We start from the raw sequence: 14164 nt of genomic DNA, 5'->3' as shown, positions 1-14164 counted from the left end.
CAACGGCATTCACTTTGAGCCGGCAGGCCCCAGGCACCGGCAGGAAAATTCGAGGCGGCACATGAGCAACGGCAATTACAGCATCGGCGGCCAGGTCGGCGGCGGCTTTGGCGCCAGCATGGGTGGCGGTTATGGCGGCCAAATGGGCGGTGGCAGCATGGGCGGCGGCAACGGTGGTGGCGACACCCCTGCAGGCGACCTCATCTTCGACGTGACGACGCAGACCTTCATGGCCGATGTCATGGAAGCTTCCCGCCAGCAACCGGTTCTGGTTGATTTCTGGGCGCCCTGGTGCGGTCCGTGCAAGCAGCTGACACCGATCATCGAAGCTGCGGTGAAAGCCGCCGGCGGCCGCGTAAAGCTGGCCAAGATGAACATTGACGACCATCCGGAAATTGCCGGCCAGATGGGTATCCAGTCGATCCCGGCCGTGGTGGCCTTCAAGGATGGCCAGCCGGTGGACGGGTTCATGGGCGCACAGCCGGAAAGCCAGATCCAGGCATTTATCGAGCGCGTTGCCGGCCCTGCCCCGGTCAGTCAGACCGACACCTTCCTGGAGCAGGGCGCAGAGCTTCTGCTGGCCAAGGATTATGGTCAGGCTGCCCAGCTTTTCGGCGCCGTGATGCAGATGGAACCGGACAACGTGACAGCGATTGCCGGCCTGGCACAGTGCTATATCGGTGCTGACGATCTGGAACGGGCCAAGCAGGCATTGGAACTGGTTCCGGAAGAAAAACACTCCGACGAAGCCTATGTGGCCGCCAAGGCCGCGGTGGAGCTGGCCGAACAGGCAGCATCCCTTGGCGACCTTGCCGAGCTTCAGGATCGCATTGCCAAGGATCCGCTTGATCTGCAGGCCCGCTTCGACCTGGCTCTTGGCCTCAACGGCAAGGGCAACAAGGAAGGCGCAGTCGACGAACTGATCGAGATCGTTCGCCGCGACCGCGAGTGGAACGAGGACGGCGCGCGCAAGCAGTTGCTGCAGTTCTTCGAAGCCTGGGGCTTCAAGGATCCGGCCAGCGCCTACGGCCGTCGCAAGCTTTCCTCCGTGCTGTTTTCTTGACGACCGCCGCAACTGACACACATTTAGGAAACAGCACGAAGCTGGCAGTCATGCTGCGATAACGAAAACAAAGAAGGCATTGGAATGCAGGCGGGAAATGCCATTTACGAGACCATCGCGGATCTGCCGCCGGTCCTGCCCGTGTTTCCGCTTGCCGGTGCGTTGCTGTTGCCCCGCACACAGCTGCCGCTGAACATCTTCGAGCAGCGCTATATCGACATGGTGGATGCCGCATTGGCCGGCAACCGCCTGATCGGCATGGTGCAACCTTCTCCCGACCGTCATTCGGACGATCCGGACAATCCGGCTCTTGCCAGCGTCGGCTGCGTCGGAAGGCTCACCAGCTTTCAGGAAACCGGCGACGGTCGATACCTGATCACGCTGCAGGGCATCACCAGGTTTGCCGTTGGGCGCGAACTTGAGGACTACAGCAGGTTCCGCCAGATCGAGTGCGATTTCTCCGCCTTTGCACATGACCTCAAGTGCGGCCAAGGCGAGGAGGAAGTCGACCGGACGAGCCTTCTGAGAACCTTGCGCGACTATCTGGACGCCAACAACCTGGAAGCCGACTGGCAAAGCGTGTCGGAAGCCGAAACCGAGGTGCTGGTCAACGCCCTGTGCATGATGTGCCCCTACGGCCCGCAGGAAAAGCAGGCCCTTCTGGAAGCCCGCGACCTGAAGACCCGTGCCGAAACCCTGATTGCCATCACCGAAATGGACATTGCCCGCTCGCAGAATGACGGCGGCACCACCTTGCAGTGAGTGCTCCGAACATGGCGCTCCAACCTGAAAGACACTCCCAGATGACAGAACCGACCGAACGCCCGGTTGACCGCAAGCTGCTGGAACTGCTGGTCTGCCCCGTGACCAAGACCACGCTGGAATATGACGCGGATGCCAAGGAGCTGATTTCGCGCACCGCCAAGCTTGCCTACCCGATCCGCAACGGCATCCCGATCATGCTGCCCGATGAGGCGCGCAAGCTGGAAGGCTGAAGCCACCGGCCAGCAAAAAACCCGGGCGATTGACCCCAGTCCCACACCTAATTGAGGGCGTAGCGTAAAAGCTTAAGCCGAACCCCTTGGTCCAGCAGAGCCTTCGGGGTTCGAACAAGCTTTTAAAATCTGAAACAAGTAACAATCCGCGACGTCCCCGGCCCTGAAAACCGCCATTCGTTGCACGGGAACCGGACATTCGTCGCGACGTGCACGAACGGCAGCAGAGCTGGACAAAGCGGACCTGGGGTCAGAACGCAAGCAAGCCTGATGTGAAGTCAACATAAGGGAACGACTGGGTTTACCATACTCCGGAGACAACTTTGTGTGGTCTTCCCATGCCAACTCAATCTTGAGTGTGTATGATTGCGCGCATAGTCAGCCAAAGGGGTTTTGATATGCGTCTGTATTCGGTTCCCGTGCTCGCTCTCGTTTTGATCCTTGGCCTGGCCCTGCCGCTCAGGGCGCAAAGCACCGATCCTTGTGCCGCTCCGCCAAGCGTGGATTCCACGTTCACCTGCCTTTTCAACATCTTCCCTCGCAGCCAAGGCAGTGAAGACAACCCCAGCATCGGCTGGGCGTTGGCGCAAGTGGTGGCCAAGAACGGCGGGTCAGGCCCTATTGCCTCCGATGGTCCCTTGGTCATCGTGAATGGCTACGGTGTATTTGTTTATGACGGCAAACAGGCCTCCGCTGGCAAGCTGCTGGACCATGTGCTCACCCGCAACGACCCGGCCACAGGTTTCGTGCAGGCGACGGCGCTGTCGCACATTGGCCCCGCCCTGGCCTATCTTGCGGCGCTGAAGGCGGACAACTCTCCGCTCTTTGACAAGCTATTGTCGGACCTCGAGACCCGCATCGCCCATGCCGCATCGCAGCTGAAGCTTAACCCTGACTGGATCAGCAAGCTGGAGGCGCCCTCCTGGAAGGAACGTCCGGACGAGATCAACGCCATGATGACCTATGGGATGTGGATGGCGTTGGATTATGTCCAACGTGTCCGCGCCGGGAAGGTGAAGAATTTTGACGCCAGGTCGGTCGCGGAAGATTTCTACAATGGCGGTGACAAGCGCTATGAAGTGCCGTTCAACAACGTGATGATCGGCACCTTCATGCTGGCGGCACTCAACAGTGTCCAAGAGTTGCAAATGATGATCGCCAACAACACCGATACAATCAACTGGGCTGACGCCCGTGTTGTGGTGCACATGCCCATCGGCACCAATTATGGGGCGGGGCTGACCTTGTCGACCAACCAGCTTGCGGCGGCCCTGCCTGTCTTGAGCGACGGCAAGATCGGGTCAGAGAACATCCTGATCATGCCCTATGCAGTGGCCCCCTGCACGAAGGTTTCGGTGATCACACAGTGCCCGCTTGAAGTGTTTACCAGTGATCTCGATGCCGCGACTTACGGTTTTTATTCGCAGACCGCTTGGCTGGGTGTCTACAATCGCACCCAGATCGCGCGGAATGCGTTCTACAATGTCGACGACATTGAAACCGTGTTATCGAAGCAAATCCCCGGAGATTACCCGTTGACCTCGGCGGATGACATCGATGCCTTCATGATGCGGCTCAAGTATTCGCTGATCAACGGTGACCAGCTGCTGTCAAACTCGGTTGGGTTCTGGCTGCCGGGCGCGCTGAAAGCCAACGGGTGGGACACCAGCACGCTGAAAATTCCCGGCGTGAACGCGGGGTTCCCGAAGGGAGTCAAGCGATACCCCAAGCCAAAAAGCTAGAGCATCCTGCGGTCAAGGGAACTGCGGTGAATGCCATAACCGTCATCGCTGCAGTCGATTTTCATATCGGTCTGCAGTACCGCGCAGACTGCGCTGCCGATCTTGGTCCCCCAATTGCCGTACGGAATGGTTTCAGCATGCAGGGAGCCGTGGACTAATAAAAGCCGAGGGCCTTGAATGGCGAGTGAGCGGACAAACCCGACCTTGTTTTTTCAGCCTTCGCTGACGCAGAATGCTATCGCAAGCGCAGCACGCATTTCACCTTTTATCCGGCCTCAGCGTCAAACCGGTCGTTGCTGCTTATGAAAAAACCCTGCTTTGTGCAACAATCGTCACACGCGATGGCGCTGCATGACGGAAGAGCGCCCCCCCACGTTCTTAGCGGTTGGTAGGGACCGTGTGCTCATCGATACTCATGCGTTTGGCTTCATATGCGACGCCCCAGTCAATCAGCATTGACCAAATCTGTGACGCGAGCGTTTCATCCAATCCAGCTTGAGATGCTCGCCGACGAACTGCCTCCAAGACCTCAGAAATTCTGTCTTCTGTCCTTGGCGGTAAGCGCTCCAAGACTTTGAGTACTGTAGCTCGGTCGACGTACTGGCACCGTTCTGCGAGAAGTAAGATCAGCTTACTATCGATGGTATCGATTTCGATGCGAAGCTCTGCCATCGTGTCGCATTGTTCTGGTGTCTTTCTCATCTTCAAACCTCAAGTTAGTTACTTTGAATGGCCAGCCGCATGGCCAGCAACAGGAATGCAGCTGAAAAACCCCGCTTCAGCCATGCAATGACGGATGGTGTCCGCTGGACATATAGCCGGACGCGGGAGGCGAACGCTCCGTAGCAGATGAAGACGGCAAAGGTCATCGCCATGAATATCCCGCTCAAGACAAACATCTGTGCCAATGGCGAAGTGGTGTCAGTAGGAACGAATTGCGGCAAGAACGCCAAAAAGAAGATCGATAGCTTTGGGTTCAGAATGTTGATTAGGAAGCCCGCTGCGGCGACGTTGCGCAGCGGGCCGGTGTTCCCTTCTGCTTTGAATTGAATCGGGCCGTCGTCCTTCAGTATCGACCAGGCCAGATAGAGCAGATAAAGAATGCCCGCCCATTTGAAGGTTTGGAATAAAACTGCGCTGGTATGCAAAAGTGCAGCAAGTCCGGCAATGGCCCCGGTCATATGCGGTATGATCCCGCAAGTGCAGCCTGCCGCGGCCGCGAAACTCGCACCCGCACCTCGAGCCAAACCCACACCGACAGTATAGATCACCCCGGTGCCCGGCGCGATGACGACGATCAGCGACGTGATCAGGAATTCAACCCACACGGTTATAGGTCCCCGCATTCTCCGAATGGTAGATTGCATCCGGCGTCAGAAGCAGTTCGGTTCGGCCTGCGATCCCGAAGGTGCCCACGATCATTCCTGAAAGCTTATCCATAAGCTTCGCAACATCCTCTGCGCCGCCCTCATGCAGCGCCTCAGTGATGATCAGGGCACGGGTCGTTTCCGCAGACACGGCGGACTTCCGGCTTTGTCGGTTCGCCCATCTGCGTGCGTGGGCGTAGCTGTCTTCGTCAGCGAAGATGACTTCATCAGGGTCGGGCGTTTCTGTGTCGCCGGAGAACGCGATGTACGTTTCGTCTCCTTGGGCCTGTCTGACCTCAAGATCACCAGCAACGTGATTGAGATCGAACACTGCGACGGGTACAGCGTAGGCAACAGATGCAGCATTGCAAAGGTCAATCAGCGGATGCAGCTGCGGGAGCGACCCTTCCTTGCGCAACCGCCTCAACAGAGCCTCTGCCGCACATCGGTACTGCGTCGGTTTCAATCCCATGGTGGAATAGGCCCGCCGCCATGCTTGTATTTCGGGCAAGTTGCCTTCGGTCTCTCTTTCCAGACGTGCAAGCGCCCGCGCGGTCAGCTCTGCAACATAGGGCGCAACTGCGACACTCGGTTGGATACCGTCCACTTCGATGATGCCCGTCACCCGCTCGGGAAACGTGTGCTGCATGTGTCGAGAATACAAAAATCGCATAGTGTCCCCTTTTTTGGGAGGACAGTAGGCATCCGGAGTTCTTGGGTATTGAACAATATTGCGGATCAGTGGGTGGCTGGCTGGACAAAGCATCCTGGTGTCAGGCCAAACTGGCGGGAAAAAGTGCGTGTCAGATGGCTCTGATCCGCAAATCCGCAAGCGACCGCCGTATCGGCGAGCGAAGACCCCGTAACGATCATGTCTTTCGCCCGCTTTATGCGATGTTGCGTGAGATATGCATGGGGGGTTGCCCCGAGTTCGCGCGAAAACCTTCGAAGTAGGCCAAACTTACTGGTGCCCGTGGCCGCAGCAAAGTCAGCGAGCGACAAGGGCGCATCCCAATTCTGTCGGATCATGTCGAGCGCAATTGCAACATCCTTCGAGTAAGATGGTGCCTTTCGGACGTCGCCATTAATCCTCCGATCAAGCTGCGCCGCCAAAGCTAGCATCACCAACTGCTCGGCGTGGTCTCGGTCGGGCTGGTCGAGCGTCACTTCGTTGATGGCATTAATGGTCAGCCTTACAGCCCGTCTGGATTTGTTGACTGGGCGCGAGAACTCAGCGTTCTGCGCTGCAGCTTCGCTGAATTCCGAAAGCGCTGCGGGAGAAAGGTACAGCATGCGCCAGTGCCGAGGTTGCCCTTTTTGCCCGATACCGTCGTGCAGTTCGGCAGGATTGACTGTGATCGTATCGCCCGCTCTTGCCTCAACGAGCCCCCGCCCGCTCCAACTCTCCTGGCCACCCGCAACAACGTATCCAAACCCAAACTCGTCATGTGAATGGCGCGGAAAGGTACGGTCTGACTTGATCGAGACTGCATCTATTCCGGGCAGTATGGTTTGATGTCGGACCGATTTGTGCATGAGGTTTAGTAGCATGGGAGCCAGAGGGTAGTCTATGTGATCTCTTGGGGGAGACGGAAACTAAAGGCAGTCTCACAAACGTCGGTTTTTGCACCGTCTATGAATGGCAGTTTTTACTACCGCAAAGCCGAAGCATTTAGAGAGCGTTTGCAGCGATTTCTTCGCTGCGTGCGCGCGCAGCGCAAAATCACAAAGACCGCGTTGGGCTCAAACCGGCCATGCCGCGGGGCGGAACAATCGACTTCACTGGCGCCGCTTACGGCCCATTGCTGCCATAGACCGTGGTCTCTATCAGTGGCCGATTCGCGCCCATGTCGGTCTTTCGGGAACGATCTCGGACGTCCACTAAGCAGACATTCAGGCGATGTTGTTTGGGGCCCGCATCGCTTGGGTCGCATGAGGAACATCTGTAACGGGACGCCCGGGGAAATAAAGGACCCGAAGTGGACAACAACCAGCATTCATATTTCTCTGGAGCACCAACGCTTTCCGGTGACCAACTCTGTTACCGACCCGCGTTTTGAGTAACACAGAATCTGCAATTTCTTCCTCCACGATGCCCAATTGCAACGCAAGCATAGAGGAATTGACTCATGCGGAGGATCGTAACCTGGGATTTGATGACGCTCGACGGCTATTTCGAGGGAGCGTCGCCCTGGTCGCTTGATTTCCACACCGTGGTTTGGGGCGAAGAACTCGAAGCTTACTCGTTGGAGCAGTTGGATGAAGTCGGAACGCTGCTCTTTGGCCGTCGAACCTTTAACGGAATGGCGGAGCATTGGTCGAACGAGACAGGCGCAATCGCGGATCGGATGAACGCCGTCGAAAAATTTGTGGCAACGCGTGAAGGAAGGGCAGCAGAATGGTCAAACTCCCGAATTCTGCACGGCGACATATCCGAACATGTAGCGGAGCTGAAAGCTGCGGACGACAAGAAAGATATTTTCGTGTTTGGCAGCGCGGATCTGACCGCAACGCTTCTGAAGCGAGAGGCCGTGGATGAAATCCGGCTGTGCCTCGTCCCGATTGTCCTTGGCGGCGGGAATCCTCTCTTCAGGGACGATGGCATTCGCAAGGGCTTCAGATTGCTCGAGGCGCGGCCGTTCAAATCGGGAGGTGTATTACTGCGTTATGCCCGAAGCGAAACCTGAGCGTTCTGGATGCCCGATCGATCTAGCCACAGAAGTGTTGGGCGATGGATTGGAGTCTAATAAAACGATGTAGTTATCGCCCTATTTTTACGAACTCCCTCCAGAAACGCGGCGTGATGGCGACCGGTCACCTTTTGACTTTACTCGGTTTTCGCCGATGCGGCCGGGACTCAGTTCTAAATCACTACGGTCCGGGCTAAGCCGTCGCTCAGCAGGACGAAGTGCGAGATCAGAATCACAAACTGAATATTCCGATGTCAGCTTTTCGTCACTTTGGATGACTAGGTAACCGCCATGGGCCACGCGCCGTCGCGGGGCAGACAACGGAGCAGGACAGATCATGACCAGGATCCTTTTCGATGCCCTTGCCAACTTCGCCGCGGTCTTCGGCGGACTCTTCATCCTGTGGTCCGTGCTGAGGGTGATGACGCCCGGACAGCGATTGGGCTACGCGGCGATGGCTGGCTGCTTCTCCGCGGTTGCGACATTCATCGTCACTGCTGCTGCGGCTGCCTGACCGGATTGGAGGGTGACTATGGCAATTTTGAAGCTGTTGGCACTTGTTTTCACGGCCGTAGTCCTCGTCCCGAGTGCGGCTCATCTTTTCGAGATGCCGGGAAAAATCAGCCTGGAGCGTGATGCATATTTCACGGTGCAGGCGATCTATGCGGGGTGGTCCCTATTCGCCGTGCCGATCTTTGCCGCCATCCTTGCCAATTTGGTGCTTTCAGGTGCCCAGTGGAGAATGGGCGACCGCCGTTCGATGTTTTCTCTACTCTCTGCCGTGCTGATTGCAAGCAGCCTGGTGGTATTCTTCATCTGGGTATTTCCCGGAAACCAGCAGACCGCCAATTGGACCAGCCAGCCGGAAAACTGGGAATTGCTGAGGCGTAACTGGGAATACGGCCACGCCTCCAACGCGGTGATCGTCTTAGTCGCCTTCGTCGCGACTAGTCTCGCATCGATTGGCAGCAGATCATGAGACTGGCCGCGCTGATATTCGGGACCGTCCTGTGCCTGCTGGGAGCGCTGCGACTGCTCCAGGTTGTCGGTCTGGTAACGATCGAGCCTATTCTGTGTCTTGCCGACTGCGCGCCGGTCGAAGGGCTTGCGCCGGCCTGGATCGTCGCCGGCGTCGTTGCACTTGCGCTTGGATTCTTGGCTGCCGGATACGGCATTCGTCCAAGACACGGGCGAAAATGACCGTCGTCAAGCGCATCATTGCCAATATCGCGGCGGACTCAGTCCCGAAAGTAAGGGAATTTTACGCCGAGCTCTTCAGCCTCGATGTTCTAATGGACCTTGGGTGGATCGTCACCCTGGGAACCGCCGATAAAGCGACAACCCAGTTGAGCATTCTCCGGGAGGGAGGCTCGGGTGCGCCGGTTCCGCACCTTTCCATAGAGGTGTCTGATGTCGATGAAGTGTATGCGCGTGCAAGGGAAATGAACTGTACGATAGTCCCCGATAGTCGGAACGAACCCTGGGGCGTGAGGCGCTTCTTCGTTACCGACCCGACCAGCAAGATCGTCAACGTTCTCTCGCATATCCGATCGTGACGGGGCTCCGCCGTTTGACGTCGTCAAGCAGCCTCAGGCCAGCCTAGCCGAAACACGGAAATCCTGGGAAAGGAAAAAATATGACGGAAACATACCACGGAAGCTGCCATTGTGGCGCCGTTGCCTTCGAGGCCGACATCGACCTCGCGAAGGGCACGGGCAAGTGCAACTGCTCTATCTGCATGAAGACGCGCAACTGGAACGCGATCGTGTCGCCCGACCAGTTCCGCCTGCAGAAGGGAGCTGACCAATTGTCGGAGTACCGTTTCGGCAGCGATGCGGTGACATACAAATTCTGCCCCAATTGCGGCGTCCACGTCTTCAGTCTGGGATACCTGGAAGCGATCGGTGGAGATTTCGTCTCGGTCCGGGTCAACTGTCTCGACGACGCCGCTCCGCAGCAACTGGCCGACGCGCCGGTTCGCCATGCCGACGGCCGCAATGACAATTGGTGGAATGAGCCTGCGATCACATCGATTCTCTGAGGCTGTGTGGCCGGGTGAGCGCCCATGAGCACGCGGGTCGGGAAACGACTTGTGCAGGCGGTCTTCGTGCTGGCGGGTGTCGTCTTCGTCGCGCTGGCGACCTTTGCCCTGCCGGTCCGGACGTGGCGGACCGGCGAGATTGCGCAAGCCGATTTCCCGACGAGCCGGTCCCCGGCCGATACGCCTGACCGGTTGTGGATCGACACTGATCCGGCTTGCGGGAACGGCCGGCAAAGCGATCCGGACGATTGCCTGGCGATCCTTGCCTTGGCGCGATCGGACGTTATCGACATCGTCGGTGTGTCGACGGTGTTTGGAAACGCCGCGATCGAGGTCACCGATCGCACCGCCCGCGAACTGGCGGCCAGGCTGTCGGCTTCCGGCCACCGGCTGCCCGACATTTCCCGCGGAGCCGCTTCGCCGCTGGAAGGAGAAAGCGCGAGCGCGGCTTCCGCCGCCCTATCCCAGGCCTTGCGCACGAAGAGATTGACGATCCTCGCCCTGGGACCACTGACCAACGTCGCGACGGCCCTTCGCTCCGATCCTTCCCTCGTGGCAAATGTCGATCGCGTCATCGCGGTCATGGGCCAGCATTCGGGACACCTGTTCCATCCCAGCGAAGGGCGCGGCAACGGCATCCTTTTCGGGCACGGCCCTGTCTTCAGAGACCTCAATTTCCGCAAGGATCCGTCGGCAGTTCGATATTTGCTGTCGACCGGAGTGCCAATCACGCTGATCCCCTACGAGGCCGCGCGCGACGTCACGCTGACTTCGCGCGACCTGGACGACATTGCCGAAGCGGGACCGGCCGGCGAATGGGTTGCGCAGGGAGCGTCGCAGTGGCTGGATTTCTGGGAGGAAGACGTCGGGCTCGACGGCTTCTACCCGTTTGATCTGGTCGCGGCCCGGTACCTGCTCACCCCTGAAGCCTATTCCTGCGGGCCCGGTATGGCACGCGTAGCCACCGGATGGGCGCCGGACTGGCTTTGGTTACTGGACGATGCGGGCCTGTTCGTGGCGCCACTGGGCTCGGCAGCCGGTAGGAAGGTTCTCTACTGTCCTGAAGTCACTGGCAAGCTTTCGGTCGACGAGATGCTTATCGGGACACCCTATCATGCCCTGAAAGCCGACATTGGGACATGGGCATTCAATGTCTTCAAGGCGGAGAAAGCTACGGCAGAAATTGTCTTATCGAACGTCGGCTAAGGTGCGCTAAATTCTGGGAGCGGACAGTCTGAATACGGCCCCATTCCGGTCATTCGTTCCGACCGCAGCATACTTCCGCTTGCCGCCCTTAAAAGTCGTTGAGTGCAAAGCACCGAAGGTCTTGAACGGGCTCCAGGCAGACCTTCGCCGTAAACTGATCGAACGTCCCGTTGGGCCGGGAAGCGCCTGCGAGCCTAGCTGGCTCGAATGTCTGCTTCACTAAACGCTGGAGCCGTTTTGCTTGCAACCAAACTTAGGCTTAGAGGCCGGGCGTTTGACCCGGGCTTTCTTAAAATCCTGTTGCGATCCGCCCTTCCGATCCAAATGCGCTTGAAGCATTTGGGACGAAGAGGCTGGAGCAACCGATTGAAGCCCGGCAAATCGGCCGGGCCCTTCATGGTGAGGGCGTCAGTAGCCTCGGAACATCGGCAGGATGTTCAGGATGATCAGCTGGCGGACAAAGATGATCGCCAGCAGCAGGATCACCGGAGAAATGTCGACACCGCCGAGATCGGGCAGGAACCGCCGGATCGGCCGGAGCGCGGGCTCCGTCAGATTGTAGAGAACCCGGCCAATGGAATTGATGATCTGATTGCTCGAATTGACGATGTTGAAGGCATAGAGCCAGGAGAAGATCGCGCTGGCGATGATCACATACGTGTAGAGTTCCAGGGCGAGCAGTATCACGTTGAAGAGTGCGGTCATGGTCCGGTCCGTTGCCGTTCGAAATCTGGTCTTGCCCTCATGTAGCTTCCTGACAGCCCTGCTGCAAGACGGCAGCGTCACCGACATTTGATTGTGCTTAAGCTTCGCACCAGCAACAGGGCGGTGCGGAAATGCAACAGTCCGGCAAAACCCTCTCAGCTTAGGGTTTGTGTAAGCCCTTCTCGTGCTATCTTCCTGCCAACGGAATTCCTTGTCGGATGGGGTTGAATGTTCAAGTTGATGACGCGCGCCGCGCTGGCGCTTGCTCTAAGCGCTGTGTCTGGAGCCGCTCTGGCGCAGAGTGGAGACCTGTCTGAGCAGGATGCGAACCGCCAGTTCGTGGTTGACCTCGGTGTCGGCGCCATTGTCCAGCCGCGTTACGAGGCTGCAGACTCCTATCTGGTCTACCCCTTCCCGATCGTTTCGGTCGGCCGCTTCTACTTCCCCGGCCTTGGCCAGGTTGTCGACGGCCGCCGCAAGTCCGGTGTGTTCTTCTACCCGTCGTTCAACTTCATCGGCGAGCGCAAGGCCAGCGACAGCACCGATCTGACCGGCACCAACACCATCGACTGGGCGCTTGAACTCGGTCTCGGCGGTGGTTTCCGCACCGAGCATTTCCGCGCTTTCGCCGAACTGCGTCAGGGCATCAACGGGCACACGGGCCAGGTTGGTCAGCTCGGCCTCGACGGCATCGTCTATCCCGCTGAAAAGTGGGAAGTCAGCTTCGGTCCGCGTGCGGGCTTTGCCTCTGACGAATACATGGACACCTATTTCGGCGTGAGCTCGACCGAAGCAGCCAACAGTGGTGGCCGCCTGACGAAGTTCAACCCGAGCGCCGGCTTCAAGAGCGTCGGCCTCGCAGCCCGCGCCAGCTATGATTTCAACGACGACGTCCGTCTGCACCTGCAAGGTGGCTATGACCGGCTGGTTGGCGACGCGGCGGACAGCCCGATCGCCAAGAACGGCAGCGAAAACCAGTTCAGCATCGGTGCCGGCGTCACCTACCGTTTCGCCTTCGACCTGTTCTAGGAAACCCGTTTCCGCAATGTTCAAGATGCTGCCGCACCACGTGTGGCAGCATTTTTTTTTGTTTCCGGTCGATCGACACGCCGGAAGAACCGCCTGTTCGGGACATACATCCCGGGAACGCATGAAAGTTGTTCAGATCAAGCCGGCTTGACCTGTCCTGCAGGCGTGATCATTGCGCAACCCGTGCACGCGTTTCGGCAAAGCCGAAACGCTCACTTTGCGAAGTGGCAAGTCGGATATGGACGGAGGACCGCTCGGACGCACCTAGTAGGCGCAGGGGACGAGCTTGATGCCGTTCGGCAGCTTGGTGTTCTCGTCGCCGCAGGCACCGAGGATGCGGCTGGGGTCGAGATTATAGGCACCCGACAGATCCGCCCCGGCGAGACGCGTACGGCGCAGAAGAGCGCCATCGAAATCAACACCCTTCAGATTTGCGCCCGTCAGGTCCGAACTGACCAGCCGCACTCCGGTGAAATCCGCCCCGGAAAAATTGGCGTTATGAGCCTTGACCCTGTCGAGCTTGGCCTGGCGCATGCGGGCATCCTGGAAGTTGGCGCCATTCAGGTCCACGCGCTCCAGGTTGGCATCATCCATCTTGGCTCCCTTGAAGGAAGCTGCATCCGCAATCGACCGGGTCAACAGGACATTGCGCATGTCCGCGCCGTCGAAAACGGCTCCATTTGCCTCAACCGTGTTCAGGTCCGCGTCCCGAAGGTCCGCATCCTGGAAATTCGATTTGTTCAGATTGGCTTTTTCAAGATCGACGGAGCGCATGTTCGCACCGGAAAAATCGCTGCCGGAGAAATCCGCCCGCTCGGCTTCCGTTCGCCGGAAATCGGAGCCCTTGAAGTTCGCGTCTTTCAACAAGGCTTCCTTGAGGTCGACTTCCCGCAGATTGGCACGGCCGAAATCGCCGTTCTCAAGAACCAGACCACGAAGTTCCGCCAGCCGAAGATCGCAACCGGGGCAACCGCCCTTTTCCTTGATCTCGGCCATGCGCTCTTGGTCACTGCCAGCCTGTGCTCCACCGGCTGCCACCAGCAGGGCCATGGCGCCAACGCAGCCTGCAAGAACTCGGGTCACCCTGTTTTTCATCGCGAATCCCTTTGCCAATCTCCACCTAAAGATAGGTCGCACTTGTGGCGGTTGAAGGACTGTATCCGATCAGAAGATTGAAAAAGTGAGAAAATGAGGCAGATCCGCTTCACATCGTGGCGATCCTTTGCCGCAGGGCGGGCATCATCGCCGGGAAGCAAGGGAGGGAGGGAAGAAGCAGGCGGGGTCGCGAGTGCCCACTCCTTCCGTCCATCTAAGCGCTGACGACGC

18 protein-coding genes are annotated in these 14164 nt (G+C 58.4%); 12 read left to right on the top strand and 6 right to left on the bottom strand.

Annotation, left to right across the window (positions count from 1 at the left end; translation table 11 throughout):
* Positions 1-61 precede the first annotated feature (61 nt).
* The 4 genes from trxA to FIU93_RS07955 all read left to right on the top strand — a co-directional run bounded on the left by trxA (position 62) and on the right by FIU93_RS07955 (position 3800).
* Positions 62-1063, top strand: coding sequence for a thioredoxin (gene trxA / locus FIU93_RS07970; RefSeq protein WP_152505299.1), 1002 nt, complete (start codon positions 62-64; stop codon positions 1061-1063).
* An 84-nt stretch (positions 1064-1147) separates the two neighbouring features.
* Positions 1148-1825, top strand: coding sequence for an LON peptidase substrate-binding domain-containing protein (locus FIU93_RS07965; protein ID WP_023002780.1), 678 nt, complete (start codon positions 1148-1150; stop codon positions 1823-1825).
* A gap of 41 nt (positions 1826-1866) precedes the next feature.
* Positions 1867-2058, top strand: coding sequence for a Trm112 family protein (locus tag FIU93_RS07960; RefSeq protein WP_031270137.1), 192 nt, complete (start codon positions 1867-1869; stop codon positions 2056-2058).
* A gap of 398 nt (positions 2059-2456) precedes the next feature.
* Positions 2457-3800 (top strand): DUF5624 domain-containing protein, encoded by a 1344-nt coding sequence (locus FIU93_RS07955; RefSeq protein ID WP_152505298.1) that lies wholly within the window; start codon positions 2457-2459, stop codon positions 3798-3800.
* A gap of 378 nt (positions 3801-4178) precedes the next feature.
* Here FIU93_RS07955 and FIU93_RS31870 read toward each other — a convergent pair whose 3' ends face one another.
* The 4 genes from FIU93_RS31870 to FIU93_RS07935 form a co-directional block, all read right to left on the bottom strand.
* Positions 4179-4472, bottom strand: coding sequence for a chorismate mutase (locus tag FIU93_RS31870; protein ID WP_023002777.1), 294 nt, complete (start codon positions 4470-4472; stop codon positions 4179-4181).
* A 44-nt stretch (positions 4473-4516) separates the two neighbouring features.
* Positions 4517-5128 carry a LysE family translocator gene (locus FIU93_RS07945; RefSeq protein ID WP_286202413.1) on the bottom strand — a complete coding sequence of 204 codons (612 nt, stop codon included), beginning with the start codon at positions 5126-5128 and terminating at the stop codon, positions 4517-4519.
* Entirely contained in the window at positions 5118-5840 is a 723-nt protein-coding gene (locus tag FIU93_RS07940; protein ID WP_152505296.1) for a phenylalanine--tRNA ligase beta subunit-related protein, read from the bottom strand. Before FIU93_RS07940 ends, FIU93_RS07945 begins: the two co-directional genes overlap by 11 nt.
* Positions 5841-5905: 65 nt before the next feature.
* Positions 5906-6703: an AraC family transcriptional regulator gene (locus FIU93_RS07935; protein ID WP_031270132.1), complete on the bottom strand. Its 798-nt coding sequence runs from the start codon at positions 6701-6703 to the stop codon at positions 5906-5908.
* Between the two features lie 620 nt (positions 6704-7323).
* Here FIU93_RS07935 and FIU93_RS07930 point away from each other — a divergent pair.
* The 7 genes from FIU93_RS07930 (at position 7324) to FIU93_RS07905 (ending at position 11104) form a co-directional block, all read left to right on the top strand.
* The gene (locus FIU93_RS07930; protein ID WP_286202412.1) at positions 7324-7854 is read left to right on the top strand and encodes a dihydrofolate reductase family protein; all 531 of its coding nucleotides are present in this window, start codon (positions 7324-7326) and stop codon (positions 7852-7854) included.
* Between the two features lie 340 nt (positions 7855-8194).
* Positions 8195-8371 carry a hypothetical protein gene (locus tag FIU93_RS31345; protein WP_173017293.1) on the top strand — a complete coding sequence of 59 codons (177 nt, stop codon included), beginning with the start codon at positions 8195-8197 and terminating at the stop codon, positions 8369-8371.
* A gap of 18 nt (positions 8372-8389) precedes the next feature.
* Positions 8390-8836 carry a DUF1772 domain-containing protein gene (locus FIU93_RS07925; protein WP_152505294.1) on the top strand — a complete coding sequence of 149 codons (447 nt, stop codon included), beginning with the start codon at positions 8390-8392 and terminating at the stop codon, positions 8834-8836.
* Positions 8833-9057 (top strand): hypothetical protein, encoded by a 225-nt coding sequence (locus FIU93_RS07920; protein ID WP_152505293.1) that lies wholly within the window; start codon positions 8833-8835, stop codon positions 9055-9057. Before FIU93_RS07925 ends, FIU93_RS07920 begins: the two co-directional genes overlap by 4 nt.
* Entirely contained in the window at positions 9054-9413 is a 360-nt protein-coding gene (locus FIU93_RS07915) for a VOC family protein (RefSeq protein ID WP_152505292.1), read from the top strand. The genes FIU93_RS07920 and FIU93_RS07915 overlap by 4 nt, the downstream gene beginning before the upstream one ends.
* 80 nt (positions 9414-9493) lie before the next feature.
* Entirely contained in the window at positions 9494-9898 is a 405-nt protein-coding gene (locus tag FIU93_RS07910; RefSeq protein ID WP_152505291.1) for a GFA family protein, read from the top strand.
* Positions 9899-9922: 24 nt separating this feature from the next.
* Positions 9923-11104: a nucleoside hydrolase gene (locus tag FIU93_RS07905; protein WP_152505290.1), complete on the top strand. Its 1182-nt coding sequence runs from the start codon at positions 9923-9925 to the stop codon at positions 11102-11104.
* 408 nt (positions 11105-11512) lie between these two features.
* On the opposite strand, the gene FIU93_RS07900 is transcribed toward FIU93_RS07905, so the two are convergent.
* Entirely contained in the window at positions 11513-11809 is a 297-nt protein-coding gene (locus FIU93_RS07900) for a YggT family protein (RefSeq protein ID WP_023002770.1), read from the bottom strand.
* Between the two features lie 228 nt (positions 11810-12037).
* On the opposite strand from FIU93_RS07900, the gene FIU93_RS07895 reads away from it, so the two are divergent.
* Positions 12038-12838, top strand: coding sequence for a MipA/OmpV family protein (locus FIU93_RS07895; protein ID WP_023002769.1), 801 nt, complete (start codon positions 12038-12040; stop codon positions 12836-12838).
* A gap of 264 nt (positions 12839-13102) precedes the next feature.
* Here the strand turns inward: FIU93_RS07895 and FIU93_RS07890 are convergent, their stop codons facing one another.
* A complete protein-coding gene (locus tag FIU93_RS07890) occupies positions 13103-13933 on the bottom strand; it encodes a pentapeptide repeat-containing protein (RefSeq protein ID WP_023002768.1) in 831 nt (276 codons plus the stop codon).
* Positions 13934-14164 lie beyond the last annotated feature (231 nt).

This window comes from Labrenzia sp. THAF35, from assembly GCF_009363595.1.
GTDB lineage: Bacteria > Pseudomonadota > Alphaproteobacteria > Rhizobiales > Stappiaceae > Roseibium > Roseibium algicola.
The sequence above is the reverse complement of the archived record's forward strand: the minus strand, read 5'-3'. Positions and strand labels throughout refer to the sequence as shown.

Bases quoted from the DNA above. Each gene is read 5' to 3' on its own strand.
- FIU93_RS07930 (WP_286202412.1), top strand. From the start codon at position 7,324: ATGACGCTCGACGGCTATTTCGAGGGAGCGTCGCCCTGGTCGCTTGAT.
- FIU93_RS07935 (WP_031270132.1), bottom strand. From the start codon at position 6,703: ATGCACAAATCGGTCCGACATCAAACCATACTGCCCGGAATAGATGCA.
- FIU93_RS07965 (WP_023002780.1), top strand. From the start codon at position 1,148: ATGCAGGCGGGAAATGCCATTTACGAGACCATCGCGGATCTGCCGCCG.
- FIU93_RS07940 (WP_152505296.1), bottom strand. From the start codon at position 5,840: ATGCGATTTTTGTATTCTCGACACATGCAGCACACGTTTCCCGAGCGG.
- FIU93_RS07910 (WP_152505291.1), top strand. From the start codon at position 9,494: ATGACGGAAACATACCACGGAAGCTGCCATTGTGGCGCCGTTGCCTTC.
- FIU93_RS07895 (WP_023002769.1), top strand. From the start codon at position 12,038: ATGTTCAAGTTGATGACGCGCGCCGCGCTGGCGCTTGCTCTAAGCGCT.
- FIU93_RS07905 (WP_152505290.1), top strand. From the start codon at position 9,923: ATGAGCACGCGGGTCGGGAAACGACTTGTGCAGGCGGTCTTCGTGCTG.
- FIU93_RS07960 (WP_031270137.1), top strand. From the start codon at position 1,867: ATGACAGAACCGACCGAACGCCCGGTTGACCGCAAGCTGCTGGAACTG.
- FIU93_RS07925 (WP_152505294.1), top strand. From the start codon at position 8,390: ATGGCAATTTTGAAGCTGTTGGCACTTGTTTTCACGGCCGTAGTCCTC.
- FIU93_RS07920 (WP_152505293.1), top strand. From the start codon at position 8,833: ATGAGACTGGCCGCGCTGATATTCGGGACCGTCCTGTGCCTGCTGGGA.
- FIU93_RS07915 (WP_152505292.1), top strand. From the start codon at position 9,054: ATGACCGTCGTCAAGCGCATCATTGCCAATATCGCGGCGGACTCAGTC.
- trxA (WP_152505299.1), top strand. From the start codon at position 62: ATGAGCAACGGCAATTACAGCATCGGCGGCCAGGTCGGCGGCGGCTTT.
- FIU93_RS07900 (WP_023002770.1), bottom strand. From the start codon at position 11,809: ATGACCGCACTCTTCAACGTGATACTGCTCGCCCTGGAACTCTACACG.
- FIU93_RS31870 (WP_023002777.1), bottom strand. From the start codon at position 4,472: ATGGCAGAGCTTCGCATCGAAATCGATACCATCGATAGTAAGCTGATC.
- FIU93_RS07890 (WP_023002768.1), bottom strand. From the start codon at position 13,933: ATGAAAAACAGGGTGACCCGAGTTCTTGCAGGCTGCGTTGGCGCCATG.
- FIU93_RS07955 (WP_152505298.1), top strand. From the start codon at position 2,457: ATGCGTCTGTATTCGGTTCCCGTGCTCGCTCTCGTTTTGATCCTTGGC.
- FIU93_RS31345 (WP_173017293.1), top strand. From the start codon at position 8,195: ATGACCAGGATCCTTTTCGATGCCCTTGCCAACTTCGCCGCGGTCTTC.